Source organism: Streptomyces sp. NPDC047014 (assembly GCF_040644195.1).
Taxonomy (GTDB): domain Bacteria; phylum Actinomycetota; class Actinomycetes; order Streptomycetales; family Streptomycetaceae; genus Streptomyces.
Window position 1 is genome coordinate 21,554 of record NZ_JBEYVX010000053.1, and the last position, 19,240, is coordinate 40,793.

Sequence of the window (19,240 nt, forward strand, 5' to 3'; positions counted from 1 at the left end):
CAGCAGCGCGGAAACAGCCCGCCGCACATTCGGGGGTTTACGGACGCCGAGGCCGGACAAACGCGCAATGTCGGCCCGTCGCCCCTTTGAGCGGTGTGGTGGCGGCCGAATTCGATGGCCGCGCTTGGCTTCCCTTCCCCCCGGATGCCAAGCGCGGCCACCGTCTGTTCAGCTACGGCTTCCAGTCCGGCGCGCGCCCGCTCAGCGCCACCGCGCGGTCCAGCAGTGGGGCTCCCTCCGGGACGGGTACCACCGGGCCGAAGATGCCTCCGCCCCGGTCGTCCTCCTCGGCGGCCGCGAGGAGGAAGCCGTACGCGGCGTCCAGGGCGGGGCCGTCCGGGGCGTACTCCTGGCCCGTGGCCCTCGCCAGGTCCCAGCCGTGGATCACCAGCTCGTCCACCGCCACCGCTGCCGCGACATCCCCGGGCAGGTCCACTCCCCCCGCGCGGGTCATCCCGGTCCGGGAGGCCGGGTCGCGCCATGCCTCGGCCATCTCGTCCAGCAGGCGGGGCAGCGACTCGCGCCAGTCGGCCGGCAGGGAGGACGCGGCGGGCTCCGGGGCCGAGTCCGTGATCGGGCCGAGGTCCTTGCGGCCCGCGTGGCGGAAGGCGATGGCGAGGCCCCTGATGTGGTCCAGCAGGTCACCGACCGTGTACGCCGGACAGGGCGTCGGGGCGTCGAGACGGGCGTCCGGCACCCCGGCGGCCAGCCGGGCCACGATCCGCGCCTGCTCCGCGAGCTCGAAAGTCGTCGCGTCGGACATCTGCCGCTCCTCCCACAGCCGTGGTCCTCAAGGTCCTGAGGGCCTTGAAGGGTAGACCGGCGGGAGGGGCCGGACTCATCGCGACACCGGCGTCCCGTTCTTCCGCTCCCGCTCCACCACCGCCCGCAGGCTCGTCGCCGGGCGCCCCGTGAGGCGGTGCACGGCATCGGTGACGCGGTCCTCCGCGCCCCCGGCGATGGCCAGGTCCATGTCGGCCAGCAGCCCCGCGAACTCCGCCGGCATGGCCGCGGCCAGCCGGTCGCGCAGATCGGCATGGGAGAGGTGGCGGTGGGCGACGGGGCGGCCGGTGACCTGGGAGAACACGGCGGCGACCTCGTCGTAGCTCAGCGCCTCCGGGCCCGTCAGCACCAGGTCGGTGTTCGGGGCGCGGACATCGGTGAGGGCGCGGACCGCCACGGCGGCGATGTCCTCGGCGTCCACGAACCCGACCCGGCCGGTTCCGGTCGCGGTCAGCAGTTCGCCGTCGCGGCGGATGCTCTCGGCGTGCGGGTGGCCGCCGGTGAAGTTCTGCATGAACCAGGACGGCCGCAGCACCGCCCACTCCTCGAAGATCCCCGGCAGCGCCCGGTGCACCTGCCCCGCGGCCGGTCCGCCCTCCGGGATGGAGGAGGCGCTGAGCAGGACCGCGCGCCGCATCCCGGCATCCCGGGCCCGCCGCAGGAAGGGCAGGACCACGGCCGCCGGGTCGGGATCGCCCACGGGCGGGATCACGTAGACGCGGTCGGCCCCGGCGAGGGCGTCGGCGTGGCCCGCGGGGTCGTACCAGTCGAAGGCGACGGGCTGGGCGCCGGCCACCGGGGTGGCCTTGCGGCTGGCCGCGCGGACCGCGTACCTCTCGGCCACGAGCCCGGCGAGGACGCGGCTGCCGGTGGTTCCGGTGGCGCCGATGACAAGGGTGGTGCCCGTAGCGGGCGGAGTCGTGGTCATCGGTTGCTCCCGGCGAGGGTGACGCCCGTTTCCTGGACGGCGAGGGGGTTCCAGTAGTCGCGGTAGGAGGTGATCCGCCCGTGTTCCACGGTCACCACGGCGATGTACGTCATGTCGAAGGGGGCACCGGTCCCCACCAGCCGGCCGACGCCCCGCATCTCGGCCACGATCGTGCGCGGGTCGTCGGTCCGGTGGATCCGCAGGTCCTCCTCCGGGAAGGCGTGCAGGTCGATGCGGTCGGGATACGGAGCCATGTACGCGGCGATCGCCGGGCGCCCCTCCAGCCGCCGGGGCCAACCGGGCGGCGCGAACGGGAACTCCATCACCCCGTCCTCGGCCCACAGCCCGACCCAGCCGGGGATGTCCTTGGCGAGCAGCAGCCGCAGGCCGTGACGGAACAGCTCCTGCGGGGAGGCCGACCGATCAGGCAAAGGAGCAGGCGAAGGCGCGGAAACACGCTCGGGCATGGGTATCCTCCCTCTCAGCAATGCGGACCCTCGGTCCGCTTTCCACGATACGGACCCCGGGTCCGTTTTTCAATCGGAGGTGCCGCGTGCCCGTCCAGCCCGAGCGTCGGTCCCGCAAGGACGCCGAGCGCAACCGGCAGGCCGTCCTGGCCGCCGCCGACGCCCTCTTCTCCCGCTCGGGCAGTCCCGAGGACCTGACCATGGCCGCCATCGCCGCCGAAGCCGGCGTCGGCAAAGGCACCCTCTTCCGCGCCTTCGGCGACCGCACCGGCCTGCTGCGCGCCCTCTACGAGGCCCGGCTCGAACCGGTGCGACAGGCGGTCGAAGCGGGTCCCCCGCCACTCGGTCCGGGCGCCCCGCCGCAGGAGCGCGTACCGGCCCTGCTCGACGCGATCCTCTGCTTCAAGCTCGACAACCGGCCCCTGGCGCTGGCCCTGGAGGAGAGCGGGGGCGGCGGCGGCCTGTACCAGGCCGGGCACTACGAGCAGTGGCACGGCCTGCTGCGCTCCGCGCTGGAGCGGATCCCGGGCCTGGCCGACGCCGAGTTCACCGCGCACGCCCTGCTCGCCGCCACCCGCGCCGATCTCGTCGAACGCCTGGCCGGACAGGAGGACGTCGGCCGCGACCGCCTGCGCGCCCAACTGACCGCCTACGCCCGCAAGGTCATCGCCCAGCCGTAGAGCCCCCTCCCCCACCGGGCTCCCTCCCCACAGAGCCCCCATACCGCATTCCCCCACCCCCCCGCCACTCACCCACCCCGGCAGTGCGGCCGGTTCCGGCCGCGCCACCCGGGCAGCCCACGTCTGCCCGGAGGCGGCTCCAGGCCCCTCACCTCACGCGCTCCCCCGGCGACGGCACCTCTCGGACCCCCTCACCCGGCCACCCGGACCGCCCACCATGGCGCATATCCGATCGCCCGGTCCGATGAACTCCAACGAAACCGCCCATGGCGGCAGTTGAGCGCAGCTACGCTCCGGCCCACCGGTCAGAAGGTCTCCCTTTTCGATAGTTCGAGGACGCCGATGGAGCAAAAAGACATTCCCCCCGAAACCGCCCACCTCCCCGTGGGATCCCTCCGGACGATGTCCGCGCTCGGGGCCGTGGCCCTCGGCTGCCTGGCCGGGACGCTCGTCTCCTCCTCGGTGCCGCTGGACACCACGCTGATCGTCCTCTCCGCCGCCTGCACCGCCGCCGTGTTCGCCGAGGCGCTACGCCGCGGTCGCGCGCTCGGCGCGCAGACCGCGCGGGTCGCCGCCCTGCGGCACACCGTGGCCCGGCAGGAGGAGGAGGCCGTCCGGCTGTCCTCGGTGGTGCTGCCCGAGGCCATGGAGCGCCTGCACCGGGGCGAGCTGCCCGAGGAGGTACTGCGGGCCCTCGGCGGGCGGCGCGGCCAGGGCGACCGGTGGGGCACGGACAACGAGCTGACCCCCCGGTTCAGATCGGCCCTCCAGGGCGTACTGGCCCACGCCGTCGACGCGGTGGACAACGAGGAGAGCCTGCGCGACTCCGCGCAGCGGGCCTTCGTCAACATCTCGCGCCGCGTGCAGGCGATCGTCCATCAGCAGGCCCACGAGATGCGCGAGATGGAGGACCGGCACGGCGCCAACCCCGACGTCTTCGGCGACCTGCTGCGGCTGGACCACGGCACCGCGCTGATCGGCCGGCTCGCCGACTCCATCTCGGTGCTCGGCGGCGCGCGCCCCGGGCGCCAGTGGAGCCGCGCCGTCACCCTGTACAGCGTGCTGCGCGGCGGGATGTCGCGCATCATCGACTACCAGCGCGTGGAACTGCATTCGGTGTCGGAGGTCGCGATCCTCGGCCCCGTCGTGGAGCCGCTGATCCACACCCTGGCCGAGCTGCTGGACAACGCCACCCGCTACTCCCCGCCGCACACCCGCGTCCATCTCACGGCCACCGAGGTGCAGTCGGGCATCGCCGTGGAGATCGAGGACGGCGGCCTGAGCATGAGCGACGAGGCCCGGATGCGGGCCGAGCGGATGCTCGCGCAGGCGCAGTCGGGCATCGACCTCAACGACCTGGGCGAGACGCCCCGGCTCGGCCTGGCGGTGGTGGGCCGGCTGGCGCAGGCGTACGGCTTCCAGGTGTCGCTGCGCTCCTCGGCGTACGGCGGCGTAAGGGCCGTCGTCATCGTGCCGCAGCACCTGGTCACCACGGCCGCCGCGGCGACCGGTCTCGCGCACGGCATCGGCTCCTCCTCGGGTCCCCGGGCCGTGGCCGCCGTACCGCGTGAGCACCCCGTCGACCGGCCTGCGGCCGCGATGCCCGCGCCGCGGACGCGGCCGAGCCCGGCCGCGGCGAGCCGGCCGGCGGCGGCGCCCGGCGAGACCGTGACCGAACGCACCGCGAACGGCCTGCCGCAGCGGCGCCGCAAGGACCGTGTCACCACCTTCGACGTCCGGCCCGCGGCGGAGCCGCGGCCCACGCAGGACAGCGGCCCCGGCATGTGGCTGGAGGCGTTCCACAGCGGACTGTCCGGCGAGAGCGGCCACGAGGCCCAGGGCGGCCAGGACGCACCGGACTCAGCGACCAAAGGGGCGTAGGCAATGATGACTCAGCGAATCAGCAACATGGACTGGATGCTCAAGGACCTGGCCGCGGGCGTGCCGCAGACGCGGCATGTGATCGTGCTCTCGGCGGACGGCCTCTGCGTGGCGCAGTACGGGGCCGAGACCGATACGGCGGACCGGCTGGCCGCCGCCTGCGCGGGGCTGCAGAGCCTGGCCGGGGCGGTGGCGGCCGAACTCCCCCGCTCGGAGGGCCGGATGCGGCTCGTCGTGATCGAGATGGACGGCGGGTTCTTCTACCTGATGGCCGCCGGTGACGGCTCCTACCTGGCGGTGCTCGCCGACGAGGGAGTCGACGCCGGGCTGATGGGCTCGCAGATGCGCAATCTGGTCACCCGGATGGGAGAGCACCTGAGCACTCCGCCACGACATGACGGGCAGCACGCGTGAAGGAACCGCCCAACAGCTGGGAGGAGAACACTCCCGAACGGCTGTACGTCATCACCGGCGGACGCAGCGGGCCCTCCACCTCCGTCCAGCTGGACCTGGTGACCCTGGTCGTGGCCAAGGCGGCCGCGCTGCCGGAGATGCCGCCCGAGCAGGCGGCCGTCCTGCGGCTGTGCGGGTCGCCCCTGTCGGTGGCGGAGCTCTCCGCGTACGCGGGCCTGCCGGTGAGCGTCGTCACCGTGGTGGTCGGGGACCTGATGGCAGGGCAGCACGTCCACGTCCGTCCGCCGATCCCGGCCGCGCAGCTACCCGACCTTGCTCTGATCGAGGCAGTGATAGATGGACTTCAGAAGCTCTGACACGCTCGCCGGACCGCGTGACGCCGACATCCTCCCGCAGACGGCCAAGGCCGCTGTGAAGATCGTCGTCGTCGGTGGTTTCGGCGTGGGCAAGACGACGATGGTGGGGGCGGTCAGCGAGATCAAGCCGCTCACGACCGAGGAGACCATGACCCGGGCCGGCGTCGGCGTCGACGACACCCGGGGGGTCGACCGCAAGATCACCACGACCGTGGCCATGGACTTCGGCCGCATCAGCGTCAACGAGGAACTGGTGCTGTACCTGTTCGGCACGCCCGGCCAGGAGCGCTTCTGGTTCCTGTGGCGCGGCCTGTTCGAGGGGGCGCTGGGCGCGGTGGTCCTCCTGGACACGCGGCGGCTGGAGATCAGCTTCGACGTCATCGGGCGGCTGGAGGAGCGCGGCGTCCCCTTCGTGGTGGCCGTGAACTCCTTCCCCAACGCACCCGAGCACCCCCTGGAGGAGCTGCGCCAGGCCCTCGACCTGCCCCCGACCGTGCCGATCCTCGTCTGCGACGCCCGCAGGCGGGAGTCGTCCCGCGATGTCCTGCTGACCCTCATGCGCTACCTGCACTCCCAGGCAGCCACCCAGGAGGCACTGTGAGTACGCCCCCCACCCCGCCCCCGCAGTGTCCCGCCCACGCGGCGGCGACGGCGGACGGGCTGCGCCGCCTGCACGGCGCCGAGGCCCAGGCCGATCCCCTCGCGCTGTACGAGAAGCTGCGCGCCGAACACGGTCCGGTGGCGCCGGTGCTGGTCAGCGGGGACCTGCCCGCGTGGCTGGTGCTGGGCCACCGGGAGAACCTGGACGTGGCCCGTACCTCCTCCCGGTTCACCCGCGACCCGCGCGGCTGGCGCGAGATGCGGGAGGGCCGGGTGCCGGCCGACACCCCCCTCGGGCCGATGGTGTCCTGGGTGCCGGTGTGCAACTTCACCGACGGGCCCGTCCACGAGCGGCTGCGGGCGGCCGTGGTGGAGTCCCTGGACCGCTTCGACAAGCGCGGTATCCGCCGGTACGTGACGCGCTTCGCCAACCAGCTCGTGGACCGGATCGCGGGCGAGGGGTACGCCGACCTGGTGCCGGCCTTCTCCGACCAGCTGCCCATGCTGGTGATGACCCAGCTGATCGGCGCCCCGGACGAGCACGGGCCGCGGCTGGTGAACGCGGCGCGCGACATGCTCCAGGGCACCGAGACGGCCCTGCAGAGCGACCGGTACGTCACGGCCACGCTGGAGCAGCTTCTCGCGGACCGCAAGACGGAACCCGCCCGGGACCTGGCCTCCTGGCTGCTGGAGCACCCGGCGAACCTCACCGACACGGAGGTGCTGATGCACCTGCGCGTGGTGCTGATCGCCGCCTACGAGACCACCGCGAACCTGATCGCGAACACGCTGCGGACCGTGCTGACCGATCCGCGGTTCCGCGCCAGCCTCTCGGGCGGTCACATGACCCTGCCGGACGCGCTGGAGCAGGTCCTCTGGGACGATCCGCCGATCAATACGATCATCGGCCGGTGGGCCACCGGGGACACCCTCCTCGGAGGCCGGCAGATCAAGGCCGGTGACATGCTCCTGCTCGGGCTGGCCGCCGGGAACGTGGATCCGCAGATCCGGCCCGATCCCGACGCCTCCGTCCACGGCAACCGCTCCCACCTGGCGTTCAGCAGCGGCCCGCACGAGTGCCCGGGGCAGGACATCGGCCGGGCGATCGCGGACACGGGCATCGAGGTGCTGATGGACCGGCTGCCCGATCTCCAGCTGGCGATCGACGCGAGCGAGCTCCGCTGGCGCGGCACGCTGATGTCCCGTCACCTGCTGTCCCTGCCGGTACGGTTCGCCCCGCGCCCGGTGGCGTACGGGGAGGCCGGCTACGACCAGCCGTCGGAGCATCCCGTGCACACGCCGGTCCCGCAGCAGGCCGCCGCTCCGGTTCCGGTTCCGGCCGCGGTCCCGGCTCCGGTTCCGGTTCCCGCGGCCGCCCCGGTGGTGCCGCCGCGGCCGGCCAGGCCGCCCGCGGGGGGTTCGCGGCGCCGCAAGGTCAGCTGGTGGCGCCGACTGCTGGGCCACGACTGAGCGGCCCGGCCGCGCCGCCCCGAGGCCCCGTCCGCGACGCATGCGGACGGGGCCCGGCCGTGTTCAGCCGTCGAGGTGGCGCCACCAGGCGGCGAGGGCGGGCAGGTCCGGCGGCTCGGTCCCCGCGGCGGCGGGGCCGTCGGCGTACCGGAGGGTGAAACGGGATCCCTCATGCGGCAGTTCGTACCGATTGCGCGGGCTGGCGTACCGCGGAGCCCGGGTCTGCCAGGCGAGGGAACCGGCCATGTAGTGGCCCAACGCCTCCATGTACGAGCGGAGTTGCGGGTCGGCGCCGTCCTCCAGCCGCTCGCGCAGCCGGAGGAAGAGGACCATCACCCGGTCGCGGAGCGCCACCGCGAGCGGGACCGCCTCGGCCGGGGTACGGCCCTCCTGGTGGGCGAGGACGTTGACGAGGTTGATCTCGGGCCGCTCCAGGTGGTCGTCCTTGTCGTAGGAGAAGAGGTCGTTGTCCGCGCTGACGACGAAGCCCGCCGCGTCCGTCAGGGCCGTGACGGCGGGTGAGCAGAGCACGTCCGCCGGCAGCCGGTTGCCGCGGGCCACGTCGGACCAGGTCAGCGAAAAGCGGGTGCCGTTGGCCATCGGCCCCATCGCGACGAAGTCGTTGAGGCCCGGCATACCGCCGTTCTCCGCCCGCGCGGCCCGCCAGGCCGCGCCGAGCAGCCAGTCCCGTGTGCCCTCCACGAAGCGGCGCAGCTCGTAGGGGCCGAGCATGGCGTGCGTACGGTGGACGAGGTCCAGCAGGGCCCGGGTCACCGGGCCCTCGGGCAGTACGGCCGCCCCGGGGTCCTCCAGGGTGCGCAGGAGCCGTACGCCGTGCTCGACGACGGCGCCGGTCCCGACCTCGGGGGAGCCGGAGTCCTGCCAGTCGTCGACGGCGTTGGCCCAGTAGTTCCACTGGGTGAAGAGCAGCACCGCCTCCACATCGCCCTCGGGGATGATGCGGCAGGAGAAGTCGGCGCTGTGGGTGGCGAGGCCCCAGGCGCGTTCGAGGGCATCGGGGTAGAGGCCGAAGGCGTCCAGCCAGTCGACCGCCCGGGCCTCCACCCGCTTGGCCTCGGGGTGGAGGCGGTCGCGTTCCAGCGGGCAGTAGAAGGCGGGCAGGGAGGGGCCGAGGAGCGAGGGGCGCGGGGTCGCGGTCATACGGAGCCCCGCTTCCGGAAGCACAGCAGCCGGGTCTCGACGGCGTGGTCGCGCCAGAGCCGGAAGAATCTGCTGTGCGCGACGGTCGACTGCTCCAGCCGTTCGGCGGTCCAGGCGCCGGGCGCGGACCCCGGGCCGGGGGCGGTGCCGGTGGAGCGGATCCGGTCCAGTTCGGCGGTGTTCCAGGCCATGGACTGCATCCAGAACTCGGCGACGGACTGTGTCACGTCCTCGTCCCGGACCGGCTCCAGGCCGGCCGCTTCGGCCGCCGCCAGGTATTCCTCGCGCCGGCCGAGGCGGGTGCGGTAGTAGTCGTCCATGAAGTCGCGCCACTCCGTGCGGGCGGCGAAGTGCTCCTGGATGCCGAACCAGCCGCCGGGTTCGAGGGCGCGGGCGACCACCGCGAAGAGGCGTTCGCGGTCGAGGTAGCCGCTGCTCTCGTTGGCGTAGACGGCGTCGTAGGCCGCTCTCTCGTCGAGCTCGTGCACATCGCCCAGTAGGGGCCGCACTCTCCCTTCGACCCCGGCCTGGCGGGCGAAGTCCCGTACGAGGGGGAGGTGTTCGGGGGCGATGGTGAGACCGGTGACCGTGGTGCCGTGCTGCTGGGCCCAGTAGAGGGAGGTGCCGCCGAGGCCGCAGCCGATGTCCAGCAGGCGGCGGGGCGGTGTGTCGTAGGCGCCCCAGGTGCGGGCGGCGTGGTCGACGATCCGTTCCTGGGCGTCGAACAGGTTCCGCTTGAGGGCGCTCTGGGGGACGGTCGTGTCCGGGAAACCGTCCGGATAGAGCCCCACATGGAAGTGGACGCGTGGGCCCGGGCCGTACTTCTGCAGGATCTCCTGTGTCTTGCGGCTGTAGTAGAGCCGTACGGGATCGTCCGCGGCCGATCCGGGGCCGGTTCCTAATGACGATACGAAGGGTATGGCGCGCATGGATGTCCGCCCTCTCGTGAGGTAGCCCGTCTCGCGGGAACGCGGCCGAACCAAGCGGCGGCGTCCGCAAGTTGACTGTTGAAGCACAGTCATCGTGGCACTTCACGGGCTCCCCGTCAGCCCACTGAACAGCACGGACCGCCATCCGGCCACCAGAGGGCCCAGGATTCCCCGAAGGGGGGCGTACGCGGGCGCACTTCATTGCCGGTGCAGACATTTTGTTCGATTTTCCCGCCGCCTGTGACGCGGGCGCGCGGGCCGTGGCCGTCCGGGGTGAACCGGACGGCCGGGGAGGTCAGAGCCAGCAGGGGGACCAGTAGCAGATGTTGCGGGTGGCCGTGCCGCCGGTGGACGGGCGGTTCAGGCCGAAGCTGGTGGCGTGCTCGCCGTCGGTGGCGCAGCCCCATTTCACGGTGACCGTGGTGGTGGAGGTCGGGACCCGGTTGAACTGGAAGCTGTACGGCCTGGTCATGCCCCCGGATCCCAGGGAGGCCCAGCCGCTCTCGCCGTGGCTGGACTGCACCCAGGCCCACGTCACCGTGTTGGAGCTCGCGTAGTTGCAGCCGATCTTGCCGTTCAGCAGGACGCTTCCGCTGTTCGGCCATGCCTGGGCGGGTGTCGCGGTCAGCGGCAGGAGCGCCGTGGCGGCCAGTGCGGTGGCCGACAGGAGCGCGCGCGTCCGGAGCCTGCGGTTCATGTGTTTCCTCCCCTTGTTCCTCCCGGCTCCCACCGGGGCGCCCGACGTTGCCACGCGCCCGGGGGGAGCGGACAGGTGCGTCGGAGGGGCGCTCGAATCCCCGGGGGGCGTGCGCCGCTGGTCCGTGCGCGCCGGGCAGCGGAGGAGAGTGAGGGCTCAGAGGCGGACGATGACCAGCGCCGTGTCGTCGCTGGTGCCCCCGGCCGGGAGGAGTTCGAGGAGGAGGGCGTCGGCCAGGTCCTCGGGGTCGGCCGTGCGGTGGCGGCCGAGGGAGGCGGCGAGGCGGGCGAGACCGGCGTCGATGTCCTCCCGGCGGCGTTCGATGAGGCCGTCGGTGTAGAGGACCAGGGTGTCCCCCTCGCCAAAGGCGGTGGTGGCCTGGGGCCGGGCCACGTGCTCGGGGCGGGCGCCGAGCGGCGGGTCGGTGGCCCGGTCCAGGAACTCCACGGTGCCGTCGGCGTGCAGCAGGGCGGGCGGGAGGTGGCCCGCGCTGCTGTAGGTGAGGGTGTGGGTGTCCCAGTCGACGCAGGTCTGTACGGCGGTGGTGTTCTCCGCGCCCTCGACGGAGCGGGCGTACAGCCCGAGGACCTCCAGGGCCTGCGCGGGGCCGTCGGCGACGCGGGAGGCGGCGCTGAGGGCGCTGCGCAGCAGGCCCATGACCCCGGCGGCGTGCAGCCCGTGACCGACGACGTCCCCGACGGCGACCCCGATCCGGTCGCCCGGCAGATCCACGAGGTCGTACCAGTCGCCGCAGACGTTGAGCGAGCCGACGGCGGGCCGGTAGCGGACGGCGGCCCGGTGGTGGCCCACCGGTCCGGGGGCCGGGAGCATCACGTCCTGGAGGGCGAGCGCGACCTCGCGTTCGCGGGCGTGGGCCTCGCGCAGCCGCTCGTTGACCTGCTGGAGTTCCCGGGCGCGGGTGTACAGCTCGGCCTCCAGTACCCGGGCGTGGCTGTCCTGGGGGCCCGAGCGGGCCTTGATCAGGGCGGTGACCTCCTCGACCCGGTGGAGCAGCAGCACGACCTGCCCGTCCGGGCCGAGCACGGGCGCGTTGACGGGGCTCCAGTAGCGCTCCTCCCACTCCCCCGGCCGCTCCGCCGACTCCACGTCGTAGCGCTGGAGGGCCATGGTGTCGCGCTCCCCCGTGGCCAGGACCCGTTCCAGGGACGCGCCGAGGTTCCGGGTGCCGGTGGGGGCGGGGTCGCCGGGGTTGTCGGGGAACACCTCGAACAGCCGGCGGCCGACGAGGCTTTCGCGCGTACGGCCCGACGAGCGCAGGAACTCCTCGCTGGCGTCCACGAAGCGCAGCTCGGGGGTGAGCACGGCGACCATGCCGGGGATCGCCCGGAACACCGCCGCGTAGTCGATCCCCGCCTCCGCCATGACAGTCCGCCCGCAGCTCGGTCCCGGTAGGTGACCACCCCACGATAGGAGCGGCCGGGCGGGCCCGCCCGGCACACCCCGGCCGAACGGGTGGGGCGTACGCCCTCCCCGTCCGGCCGGGTAGCGGCTAGCGCGGGCCGGGGGTCGCGGCCTCGCCGACCAGTTCCTCCAGGACGTCCTCCATGGTCACGTAGCCCACGACCGTGCCGTCGGCGTCCGTGACGGCGGCCAGGTGCGTGCCCGCCGAGCGCATGGCCGTCATGGTGTCGTCGAGCGGGGTCTCGACCGGCACCCGGGTGACCGTGTGCAGGGCCGTACGGGGGAAGGGCGCGGCCCGGTCGGCGGCGGCGAGGGCGTCCTTGATGTGCAGGAAGCCCAGGATCGCGCCGTCCGTGCCGGTGACCACCAGCCGGGAGAAGCCGTGCCGGGCAGCGGTGCGCTCCAGGCCGCGCGGGGTGATGTCCTGGTCGACGGTGACGAACTCCGTCCGCGGGATCATGATCTCGCCGACCTTGCGCGTGCCGAGCTCCAGGGCGTCCTGGAGGCGTTCGCTGTCCCCCGGGGCGAGCAGGCCCGCGTCCTGGGAGTCCTTGACCAGCCGCGCCAGCTCGTCGTCGGTGAAGACCGCGCCGACCTCGTCCTTCGGCTCCACCTTGAGCAGGCGCAGCAGGGCGTTGGCGAAGGCGTTGATACCGAAGATCAGCGGCCGCAGCGCCCGGGTCAGGGCGACCAGCGGCGGGCCGAGCAGCAGCGCCGTCGGCGCCGGGGCGGCCAGCGCGATGTTCTTCGGGACCATCTCGCCGATCAGCATGTGCAGGTACGTCGCCAGCGTCAGGGCGATCACGAAGGCGATCGGGTGGATGAGCGCGTCCGGCACGCCGATCGCGGCGAACGGCGGTTCCAGCAGATGGGCGATCGCCGGTTCCGCGACGGCGCCCAGGACCAGCGAGGACACGGTGATGCCGAGCTGGGCGGTGGCCATCATCGCGGACAGGTGCTCCAGGCCCCACAGGGTGGTCCTGGCGCGCCGGTTGCCCTTGACGGCGGCCGGCTCGATCTGGCTGCGGCGTACGGAGATCATGGCGAACTCGGCGCCGACGAAGAAGGCGTTCGTGATCAGGGTCAGGGCGCCGATCAGCAGCTGGATCGTGGTCATCGGGCGTCCTCCCGCTCGGTCCCGTCCGCGAGCGCGGCGGCGGGCGCCGTGACGGTCACCCGGTCGGCGCGGTGGTGCTCGACGTCGAGCACGGTCAGTTCCCAGCCGTCGACGTCGAGCGTGTCGCGCTCGACGGGGATGCGGGCCAGGCGGGTGGCGATCAGGCCGGCCAGGGTCTCGTACGGGCCCTCGGGCGCGGCGAAGCCGATCTCCTCCAGCTCGTCGAGGCGGATGCCTCCGTCGGCCTCCCAGACGCGGCGGCCGTTGTCCTCGGGGGCTTCGATGAGGTCGGGGACCTCCAGCGGGTCGTGCTCGTCGCGGACCTCGCCGACGACCTCTTCGACGATGTCCTCGACGGTGGCCACGCCGGCGGTGCCGCCGTACTCGTCGATCACCACGGCCATGGTGCGGGACCTGCGGAGCCGGCCCAGCAGGGTGTCCACGGGGAGGGAGTGCGGGACGAGCAGCGGCTCGGTCATGAGCTCGGTGAGCGGGGTGAGGTGCCGCTTGTCCTCCTCCACGGCGAGTACGTCGCGCACGTGGACGGTGCCGATGACCTCGTCGAGGCTGTCCCGGTAGACGGGGAAGCGGGAGACGCCGGTGGCCAGGGCCAGGTTCGCGGCGTCCTGCGCGGTGGTGTGGGCCTCCAGGGCCTGGACGTCCACGCGCGGGGTCATCACGTTCTCCGCGGTCAGCTCACCGAGGTGCAGGGTGCGGACGAACAGCTCCGCGGCGTCGGCCTCGATCGCGCCCTCGCGGGCGGAGTGCCGGGCGAGCGCGACCAGCTCCTCGGGGGTGCGGGCGGAGGCCAGCTCCTCGGCGGGCTCCAGCCCGAAGCGGCGTACCAGGCGGTTGGCGGTGTTGTTCAGGTGCCGGATCAGCGGGGCGAACACGGCGGTGAAGGCACGCTGCGGGCCGGCCACGACCTTGGCCACGCCGAGGGGGTGGGAGATCGCCCAGTTCTTCGGGACGAGCTCGCCGATCACCATCAGGACGATGGTGGACAGGACCACGCCGAGCAGGGTGGCGGTGGTGGCGACGGCGCCCTCGGGCAGGCCGGCGGCGGTCAGCGGACCGCGCAGCAGGGCCGATACGGAGGGCTCCGCGAGCATGCCGATGACCAGCGAGGTCACGGTGATGCCCAGCTGGGCGCCGGACAGCTGGAACGTGAGCCGCTTGGCGGCCTTGAGCGCGCTCTCGGCGCCGCGCTCACCGGCGGCCGCGGCGCGTTCGAGCTCGCCGCGCTCGACGGTGGTCAGGGAGAACTCGGCGGCGACGAACACCGCGCAGGCCAGCGTCAGCGCGAGGGCGAGGAGCAGCAGCAGGATCTCGGTCACCGTGCCACCCCCGCTCCGGGCTCGTCGCTTCGCGGGCAGGTCGTGGCACGGCAGGGACTGGGAGGTTCACCCATTGCGGGTCTGCTGCTCCGTTCATTTCTCGGGCGGACCGCTTGAGGTCCGGAAGCCTGTTCGGTTACGGACAGTATCCGCGACCGGTTGGCAAAGGGCAAGTAAAGCCGGTCACGGCCCGCTCCTATGCTTCTACATGCGTGTAGATTTTTCCAGCGCCGATCTTCCCTGATCGCGATGGAAGGAGAGAACGCCACGATGGTGTTCAAGAGACTGCTCGGTTCGATGGGCGTCGGCGGTCCCGCCGTCGACACGGTCCTCGACCCCATGAGCGCCGTACCCGGCGGGAACCTGTCCGGCGAGGTCCGGCTCACCGGCGGGCGCGCCGACTTCGACATCGAGCACGTCACGCTCGAACTCGTCGCCCGCGTGGAGGCCGAGACCGAGCACGGCGAGCACGAGGGAACCGTCGTCTTCGAGCGGTTCACCGTGGCCGGCGGCTTCCGCCTCCACGAGGGCGAGCGGCGCACCGTGCCCTTCGCGGTCACCCTCCCGTGGGAGACCCCGGTCACCGAGCTGCACGGGCAGTCACTGGGCATCGTCCTCGGCGTCCGCACCGAGCTCGGCGTGGCCGGCGCCAAGGACAAGGGCGACCTCGACTCCTTCGCCGTACGCCCCCTCCCCGCGCAGGAGGCCGTCCTCGAAGCCTTCGGCCACCTGGGCTTCGGCTTCCGCTCCGCCGACCTGGAGTACGGGCGGATCGGCGGCACCGGCCAGCAGCTGCCCTTCTACCAGGAGATCGAGCTGAGCCCCGCGCCGCGCTACGCGGCGAGCGTGCAGGAGGTCGAGCTGACCTTCCTGGCCTCCCCGGCGGGCCTGGAGGTGGTCCTGGAGGCCGACAAGCGCGGCGGCCTCTTCACCGGCGGGGGCGATGTCCTGGCCCGGCACGTCATCGAGCACGACCAGGCGGAGCGCACCGACTGGAACACCGAGGTGGACGGCTGGATCCGGGCCCTGGTCGAGGCGCACGACGCCCGCAAGGGGCACGGCTCGTACGGGCACGACGCCCACGACGCCCACGGTCACGACGTCCACGCCCACGGCGGGCACGGCCGGTCCGGCCCCGGCATGGGCACGGTCGTCGCCGCGGGTGCGGCCGGGGTCGCCGTCGGCGTGGTCGGCGGCATGGTCGCCGCCGAAGTCGTGGACGAGGTCGGGGACTTCTTCGAGGACGAGGACGAGGACGCAGACGAGGAGTCCTGAGCGGCGGCCGGGCAGCCGGGCGGCCGACGCCCGGCCGACGCTCACGCGGAGAACGTCGCCGCGTGCAGGATGAAGTAGAGGGTGACGGCCGCGTTCGCGGAGGACAGGGCGGAGACGGTGGCCCCGCCCGCCGCCGCCCACACGGCCAGCCCGACCATGGTGAACACCGGCGGCCAGGCCCGGCCCACGGGCGCGGGCCCCAGCAGAGCGGCCACCCGGCGCGGCACCGGCCCGGCCACCGCGAAGTGGGCCAGGGCCGCCGGTCCGCCCCGCGAGATCAGCGCGGCCTTGCCGATGGCCCGGGCCACGGTCCGCCGGCTGCCGACCCGGGCGGCGGCCTCTTCGTCGGCCCAGCGCTCCGAGGTGTAGGACACGGCCGTGCACAGCGGCCGCAGGAAGGGATTGGCCCGCGCTGCCAGCCGTACGGTCAGCAGGTAGCGGTGGTGGCCGCCGCGCAGGTGAGCCCGCTCGTGCGCGAACAGGGCCCGCCGCTCGCGGGAGGTGAGCGCGGCGAGCATGCCCGTACTGACCACCACCCGGTCCTGCCGCCGGCCCGGCAGGGCGTAGGCGTACGGGGCCTCGTCCGGCAGCACCGCCACCGGACCGGGCCGGGCCGTGCGCACCGCGTCCTCGACCCCCCGGCGGAACCGCCGGTGCCGCCAGGCGGCGGTCGAGCAGGAGGCCAGTACGGTGATCAGCGCGGGGATGGCCAGCCGCCCGGCCACCTCGTCGTACGGGACGGCCTCGCGGACCTCCGGGTCCGACCAGCTGTCCGGCAGCGGGTTGCCGGGGAGCTGCGCGGTGCCGACGACCATGACGAGGGCGAGGCACAGGGTGCTGCACGCGGCCAGGACCGCCGCGATGACCGTCAGCAGACGGGTGGCGGTACGCGGATGCAAGTGCTGTTCGGCGAGGCGGGCGATCGGCCAGGCGGTGAGCGGAAGGACGAGCGGCAGGAAGACGAAGACCCCCATGGCGTCAGTCTTCCTCCTCCTCGGCCGCCTGGGCCAGCAGATCCCGCAGCATCCGCTCGTCGCCCGGGGGCAGGGCCGTGACGAAGCTGGCGAGGACCGCGTGGCGGTTCTCCTCGCCGTCCAGCACCTTGCGCATCCGCAGCGCCGCGAGGCCCGCGCCGTCGGCCACGGGCGTCCACTGGAAGGAGCGGCCGACCCGCTCCCGCTCCACGGCGCCCTTGGCGTGCAGCCGGGTCAGGATCGTGATCACCGTGGTGTAGGCGAGCTCACCGCCCAGGCGCTCCTGCACCCAGGCCACCGGGACGGGGCCCGGGGCCTCGCCCAGCGCGCCCAGCACGGCGGCCTCCAGCTCGCCCTGGCCGCGCCGGCGCGCGTCCTGCTGCCCGGAACCGCCTCTGTGCCCGTCCGTCATCCCGTCGGCCTCCCGCCGTCACTCCCCCGCCCGTGCCGGGACGGTTCATCGTACTGACCGCCGCGCGGGCGGGGCCTCACCTGTTCGGGGTGCGTCACCACGCCAAAGGCTTCCCCGGATTGCGTCCCGCGCACGGGCGTACAGGCTGGGAGGCCAGGCAGGCATCCGGTCGCACAGGGCGAGGGTCAATGATCGTATCGGTGATGTCCATGCCGGACGGCGCCCTGACCCGCACGCCCGTCTCCGAGGCGCGCGCACGCCTCGCGAGCTCCTCCTTCCTCCTCGTCGACGTCGAGCTGCCCGACGTCGGGCAGCTCGGCGTCGGGCTCCCCGAGCGGGAGGCGGACCGGTCCGGCGGGCAGCCGCTCGCGCACCAGCTGGGTCTGGAGGCCGCCGATCTGGCGTGGCTGGGCCGCGAGGGGGAGTCCGTACGGGCCGAGTTCCGCGGGGACAGCGCCACGTTCGTGGTGCCCGCGATCGACGGCGGGGAGGTCGTGCACGTGCACCTGGTCGTGACCGAGACCTACCTGGTCACCGTGCACCGGGGCGCGGCGCGGCTGGTGCGGAGCCTCGTCGAGCGCTTTCCGAGCGAACGCCCGGCCGATTCCGTGGCCATGCTGTTCCTGCTGCTGGACGAGGCGCTGGAGACGTATCGCGGGGCCGCCGTGCAGGCGCTGCTGGACGTGGAGGACCTGGAGGACGAGATGTTCCGCCGCAGGCAGCCCGAGCAGGTCTACCGCCTGGCCCGGCTGCGCCGTACGGCGGCCCGGCTGCATCACACGCTCCTGCCGTACCACCGGGTGACGGAGGAGACGGTGACGCGGCGGATGATGAGCGGCAGCTTCCCGGAGGAGCGGCAGCGGCTGGTGCGCGAGTACGAGCGCACCGCGCGGCTGGTGCTCGCGGACATCGAGTCCTTGCAGGAGGCGACCCGGCGGGCCTTCGGCACGTACTCCTCGCTGGTGTCCGGCGACCAGAACGGTGTGATCAACCGGCTTGCCATCGTCTCGACGATCTTTCTGCCGCTGACCTTCCTGACCGGGTTCTTCGGGATGAACTTTGCCTATCTGACCAATGAGTTGGAGAGCGGGGCGGTCTTCTGGCTGCTCGCCGTCGGCCTCCAGGTGGCCTTCCTGGCGGTCGCGCTGTACGTGCTGCACCGCACGGGGATCTGGCGGCGGCTCCAGGACGACGACGGTGAGGGTGACGACGAGTAGCGGGGGCGGCCGTCCGGCGCCACGGGGGCAAACGGCCCGTGGCGCCGGACGGCTCGGGTCAGTTCACGCGTTCGATGCGGGCCCGGCGGATCAGGTTCTTGCCCGGCTCACGGACCTTCTCGAACGCCGCGTTGTTCAGCAGGACGCAACTGCCCGAGGGACCGTTCACCGTGACCGTCGTCGCCTGGCCGTTGTCCAGGTTCGTCACCTTGAGCTTGGTCCCGACCGGGAACGTGCCGCTGGTCGCCGCCGGGGCGCCCGCCTCGCCCGACAGGGTCACCGTCGAGCCCGGGCACACCACCTCCCCCGTGGCGGGCGGCGCCTGTACGGCCGTGGGCGGTGCGGGCGCGGCGCCCTGGGCGGCACCCGCACCGCCCACGCGTTCGATGCGGGCCCGGCGGATCAGGTTCTTGCCCGGCTCACGGACCTTCTCGAAGGCCGCGTTGTTGAGCAGGACGCAACTGCCCGAGGGGCCGTTCACCGTGACGGTTGTGGCCTGGCCGTTGTCCAGGTTGGTCACTTTCAGCCGGGTGCCCACCGGGAACGTGCCGCTGGTCGCCGCGGGCGGGCCCGCCTCGCCCGACAGGGTCACCGTCGAGCCCGGGCACACGACGTCGGGGGCGGCGGCGTTGCCGGTCGCCATGGTGGCGACGACCCCGCCGGCCACCAGGGCTCCCGAGAGGACGGACAGCACGAGCTTCTTCTTCACACTCATCGTTCGTTTCCTGGACACCGGCACTCCTCGATCCACTGGACGCTGTCCCCCGTCAGCGTGCATACGGGCGCCCGTGCGAGGCCGGTTCAGTTCTGTCACCAGCGGACAAAATTCGGCGGGCCCGGTGCCCCGTGGCCGCCGCATACGTGTCGGCTGCCGGAAGCGGGGCATCCGGCAGCCATGACACTGACGCTGTTGTTCCTCCTGCCTCTGGGGCTCGCCCTCGTGCTGCTGGCGACCGGCGACTCGCATCCGCGCGGACGGCACCGCGACCGTCCCTGAACTAGCCCCGAGGCAGGCCCCGGCTTCCCGCGCGGGCGCGCGGGCTGCTCCTGCGCGAGCTGGGCGGACCCCACGCCGTCACCCGGCTCTGCCGCTCGCTGGGGGACCGTACGACACGGCTCG

General features: G+C 73.2%; 20 protein-coding genes. 8 read left to right on the forward strand and 12 right to left on the reverse strand.

Annotated features, from left to right (window positions below):
• Positions 1-172: 172 nt before the first annotated feature.
• The 3 genes from ABZ873_RS24000 to ABZ873_RS24010 form a co-directional block, all read right to left on the reverse strand.
• Positions 173-763, reverse strand: a complete 591-nt coding sequence (locus tag ABZ873_RS24000; RefSeq protein ID WP_360875559.1) for a TIGR03086 family metal-binding protein — start codon at positions 761-763, stop codon at positions 173-175.
• A 75-nt stretch (positions 764-838) separates the two neighbouring features.
• On the reverse strand, positions 839-1,711 hold the full coding sequence (locus tag ABZ873_RS24005) for an NmrA family NAD(P)-binding protein (protein ID WP_360875561.1): 873 nt from the start codon (positions 1,709-1,711) through the stop codon (positions 839-841).
• Positions 1,708-2,178 (reverse strand): nuclear transport factor 2 family protein, encoded by a 471-nt coding sequence (locus ABZ873_RS24010; protein WP_360875563.1) that lies wholly within the window; start codon positions 2,176-2,178, stop codon positions 1,708-1,710. The genes ABZ873_RS24005 and ABZ873_RS24010 overlap by 4 nt, the downstream gene beginning before the upstream one ends.
• A gap of 86 nt (positions 2,179-2,264) precedes the next feature.
• Between ABZ873_RS24010 and ABZ873_RS24015 the strand changes: the two genes are divergently transcribed.
• The 6 genes from ABZ873_RS24015 to ABZ873_RS24040 all read left to right on the forward strand — a co-directional run bounded on the left by ABZ873_RS24015 (position 2,265) and on the right by ABZ873_RS24040 (position 7,579).
• Complete coding sequence (locus tag ABZ873_RS24015) at positions 2,265-2,858, forward strand: helix-turn-helix domain-containing protein (RefSeq protein ID WP_360875565.1); 594 nt, start codon at positions 2,265-2,267, stop codon at positions 2,856-2,858.
• Between the two features lie 402 nt (positions 2,859-3,260).
• Positions 3,261-4,739 (forward strand): ATP-binding protein, encoded by a 1,479-nt coding sequence (locus ABZ873_RS24020; protein ID WP_360875567.1) that lies wholly within the window; start codon positions 3,261-3,263, stop codon positions 4,737-4,739.
• 6 nt (positions 4,740-4,745) lie between these two features.
• Positions 4,746-5,153, forward strand: coding sequence for a roadblock/LC7 domain-containing protein (locus tag ABZ873_RS24025; protein ID WP_360875601.1), 408 nt, complete (start codon positions 4,746-4,748; stop codon positions 5,151-5,153).
• A complete protein-coding gene (locus ABZ873_RS24030; RefSeq protein ID WP_360875568.1) occupies positions 5,150-5,509 on the forward strand; it encodes a DUF742 domain-containing protein in 360 nt (119 codons plus the stop codon). Before ABZ873_RS24025 ends, ABZ873_RS24030 begins: the two co-directional genes overlap by 4 nt.
• Positions 5,490-6,110 carry an ATP/GTP-binding protein gene (locus ABZ873_RS24035; protein ID WP_360875570.1) on the forward strand — a complete coding sequence of 207 codons (621 nt, stop codon included), beginning with the start codon at positions 5,490-5,492 and terminating at the stop codon, positions 6,108-6,110. Before ABZ873_RS24030 ends, ABZ873_RS24035 begins: the two co-directional genes overlap by 20 nt.
• On the forward strand, positions 6,107-7,579 hold the full coding sequence (locus tag ABZ873_RS24040) for a cytochrome P450 (protein ID WP_360875572.1): 1,473 nt from the start codon (positions 6,107-6,109) through the stop codon (positions 7,577-7,579). The genes ABZ873_RS24035 and ABZ873_RS24040 overlap by 4 nt, the downstream gene beginning before the upstream one ends.
• 63 nt (positions 7,580-7,642) lie before the next feature.
• Here the strand turns inward: ABZ873_RS24040 and ABZ873_RS24045 are convergent, their stop codons facing one another.
• From ABZ873_RS24045 to ABZ873_RS24070, 6 genes are all read right to left on the reverse strand, one after another.
• Complete coding sequence (locus tag ABZ873_RS24045; protein WP_360875574.1) at positions 7,643-8,740, reverse strand: hypothetical protein; 1,098 nt, start codon at positions 8,738-8,740, stop codon at positions 7,643-7,645.
• Entirely contained in the window at positions 8,737-9,669 is a 933-nt protein-coding gene (locus ABZ873_RS24050; protein WP_360875576.1) for a class I SAM-dependent methyltransferase, read from the reverse strand. The genes ABZ873_RS24045 and ABZ873_RS24050 overlap by 4 nt, the downstream gene beginning before the upstream one ends.
• A gap of 295 nt (positions 9,670-9,964) precedes the next feature.
• The gene (locus ABZ873_RS24055) at positions 9,965-10,366 is read right to left on the reverse strand and encodes a hypothetical protein (RefSeq protein ID WP_360875578.1); all 402 of its coding nucleotides are present in this window, start codon (positions 10,364-10,366) and stop codon (positions 9,965-9,967) included.
• Positions 10,367-10,522: 156 nt separating this feature from the next.
• Positions 10,523-11,749 (reverse strand): SpoIIE family protein phosphatase, encoded by a 1,227-nt coding sequence (locus ABZ873_RS24060; protein ID WP_360875580.1) that lies wholly within the window; start codon positions 11,747-11,749, stop codon positions 10,523-10,525.
• A 127-nt stretch (positions 11,750-11,876) separates the two neighbouring features.
• A complete protein-coding gene (locus ABZ873_RS24065) occupies positions 11,877-12,905 on the reverse strand; it encodes a hemolysin family protein (RefSeq protein WP_360875582.1) in 1,029 nt (342 codons plus the stop codon).
• A complete protein-coding gene (locus ABZ873_RS24070) occupies positions 12,902-14,242 on the reverse strand; it encodes a hemolysin family protein (RefSeq protein WP_360875584.1) in 1,341 nt (446 codons plus the stop codon). The genes ABZ873_RS24065 and ABZ873_RS24070 overlap by 4 nt, the downstream gene beginning before the upstream one ends.
• 270 nt (positions 14,243-14,512) lie before the next feature.
• On the opposite strand from ABZ873_RS24070, the gene ABZ873_RS24075 reads away from it, so the two are divergent.
• On the forward strand, positions 14,513-15,517 hold the full coding sequence (locus ABZ873_RS24075) for a sporulation protein (RefSeq protein WP_360875585.1): 1,005 nt from the start codon (positions 14,513-14,515) through the stop codon (positions 15,515-15,517).
• Between the two features lie 41 nt (positions 15,518-15,558).
• Here the strand turns inward: ABZ873_RS24075 and ABZ873_RS24080 are convergent, their stop codons facing one another.
• The gene (locus tag ABZ873_RS24080; protein ID WP_360875587.1) at positions 15,559-16,491 is read right to left on the reverse strand and encodes a M56 family metallopeptidase; all 933 of its coding nucleotides are present in this window, start codon (positions 16,489-16,491) and stop codon (positions 15,559-15,561) included.
• A 4-nt stretch (positions 16,492-16,495) separates the two neighbouring features.
• Positions 16,496-16,903 carry a BlaI/MecI/CopY family transcriptional regulator gene (locus tag ABZ873_RS24085; RefSeq protein ID WP_360875589.1) on the reverse strand — a complete coding sequence of 136 codons (408 nt, stop codon included), beginning with the start codon at positions 16,901-16,903 and terminating at the stop codon, positions 16,496-16,498.
• Positions 16,904-17,106: 203 nt separating this feature from the next.
• On the opposite strand from ABZ873_RS24085, the gene ABZ873_RS24090 reads away from it, so the two are divergent.
• Positions 17,107-18,120, forward strand: coding sequence for a CorA family divalent cation transporter (locus tag ABZ873_RS24090; protein ID WP_360875591.1), 1,014 nt, complete (start codon positions 17,107-17,109; stop codon positions 18,118-18,120).
• 58 nt (positions 18,121-18,178) lie between these two features.
• Here the strand turns inward: ABZ873_RS24090 and ABZ873_RS24095 are convergent, their stop codons facing one another.
• Positions 18,179-18,835 (reverse strand): hypothetical protein, encoded by a 657-nt coding sequence (locus tag ABZ873_RS24095; RefSeq protein ID WP_360875593.1) that lies wholly within the window; start codon positions 18,833-18,835, stop codon positions 18,179-18,181.
• Positions 18,836-19,240: the final 405 nt, after the last annotated feature.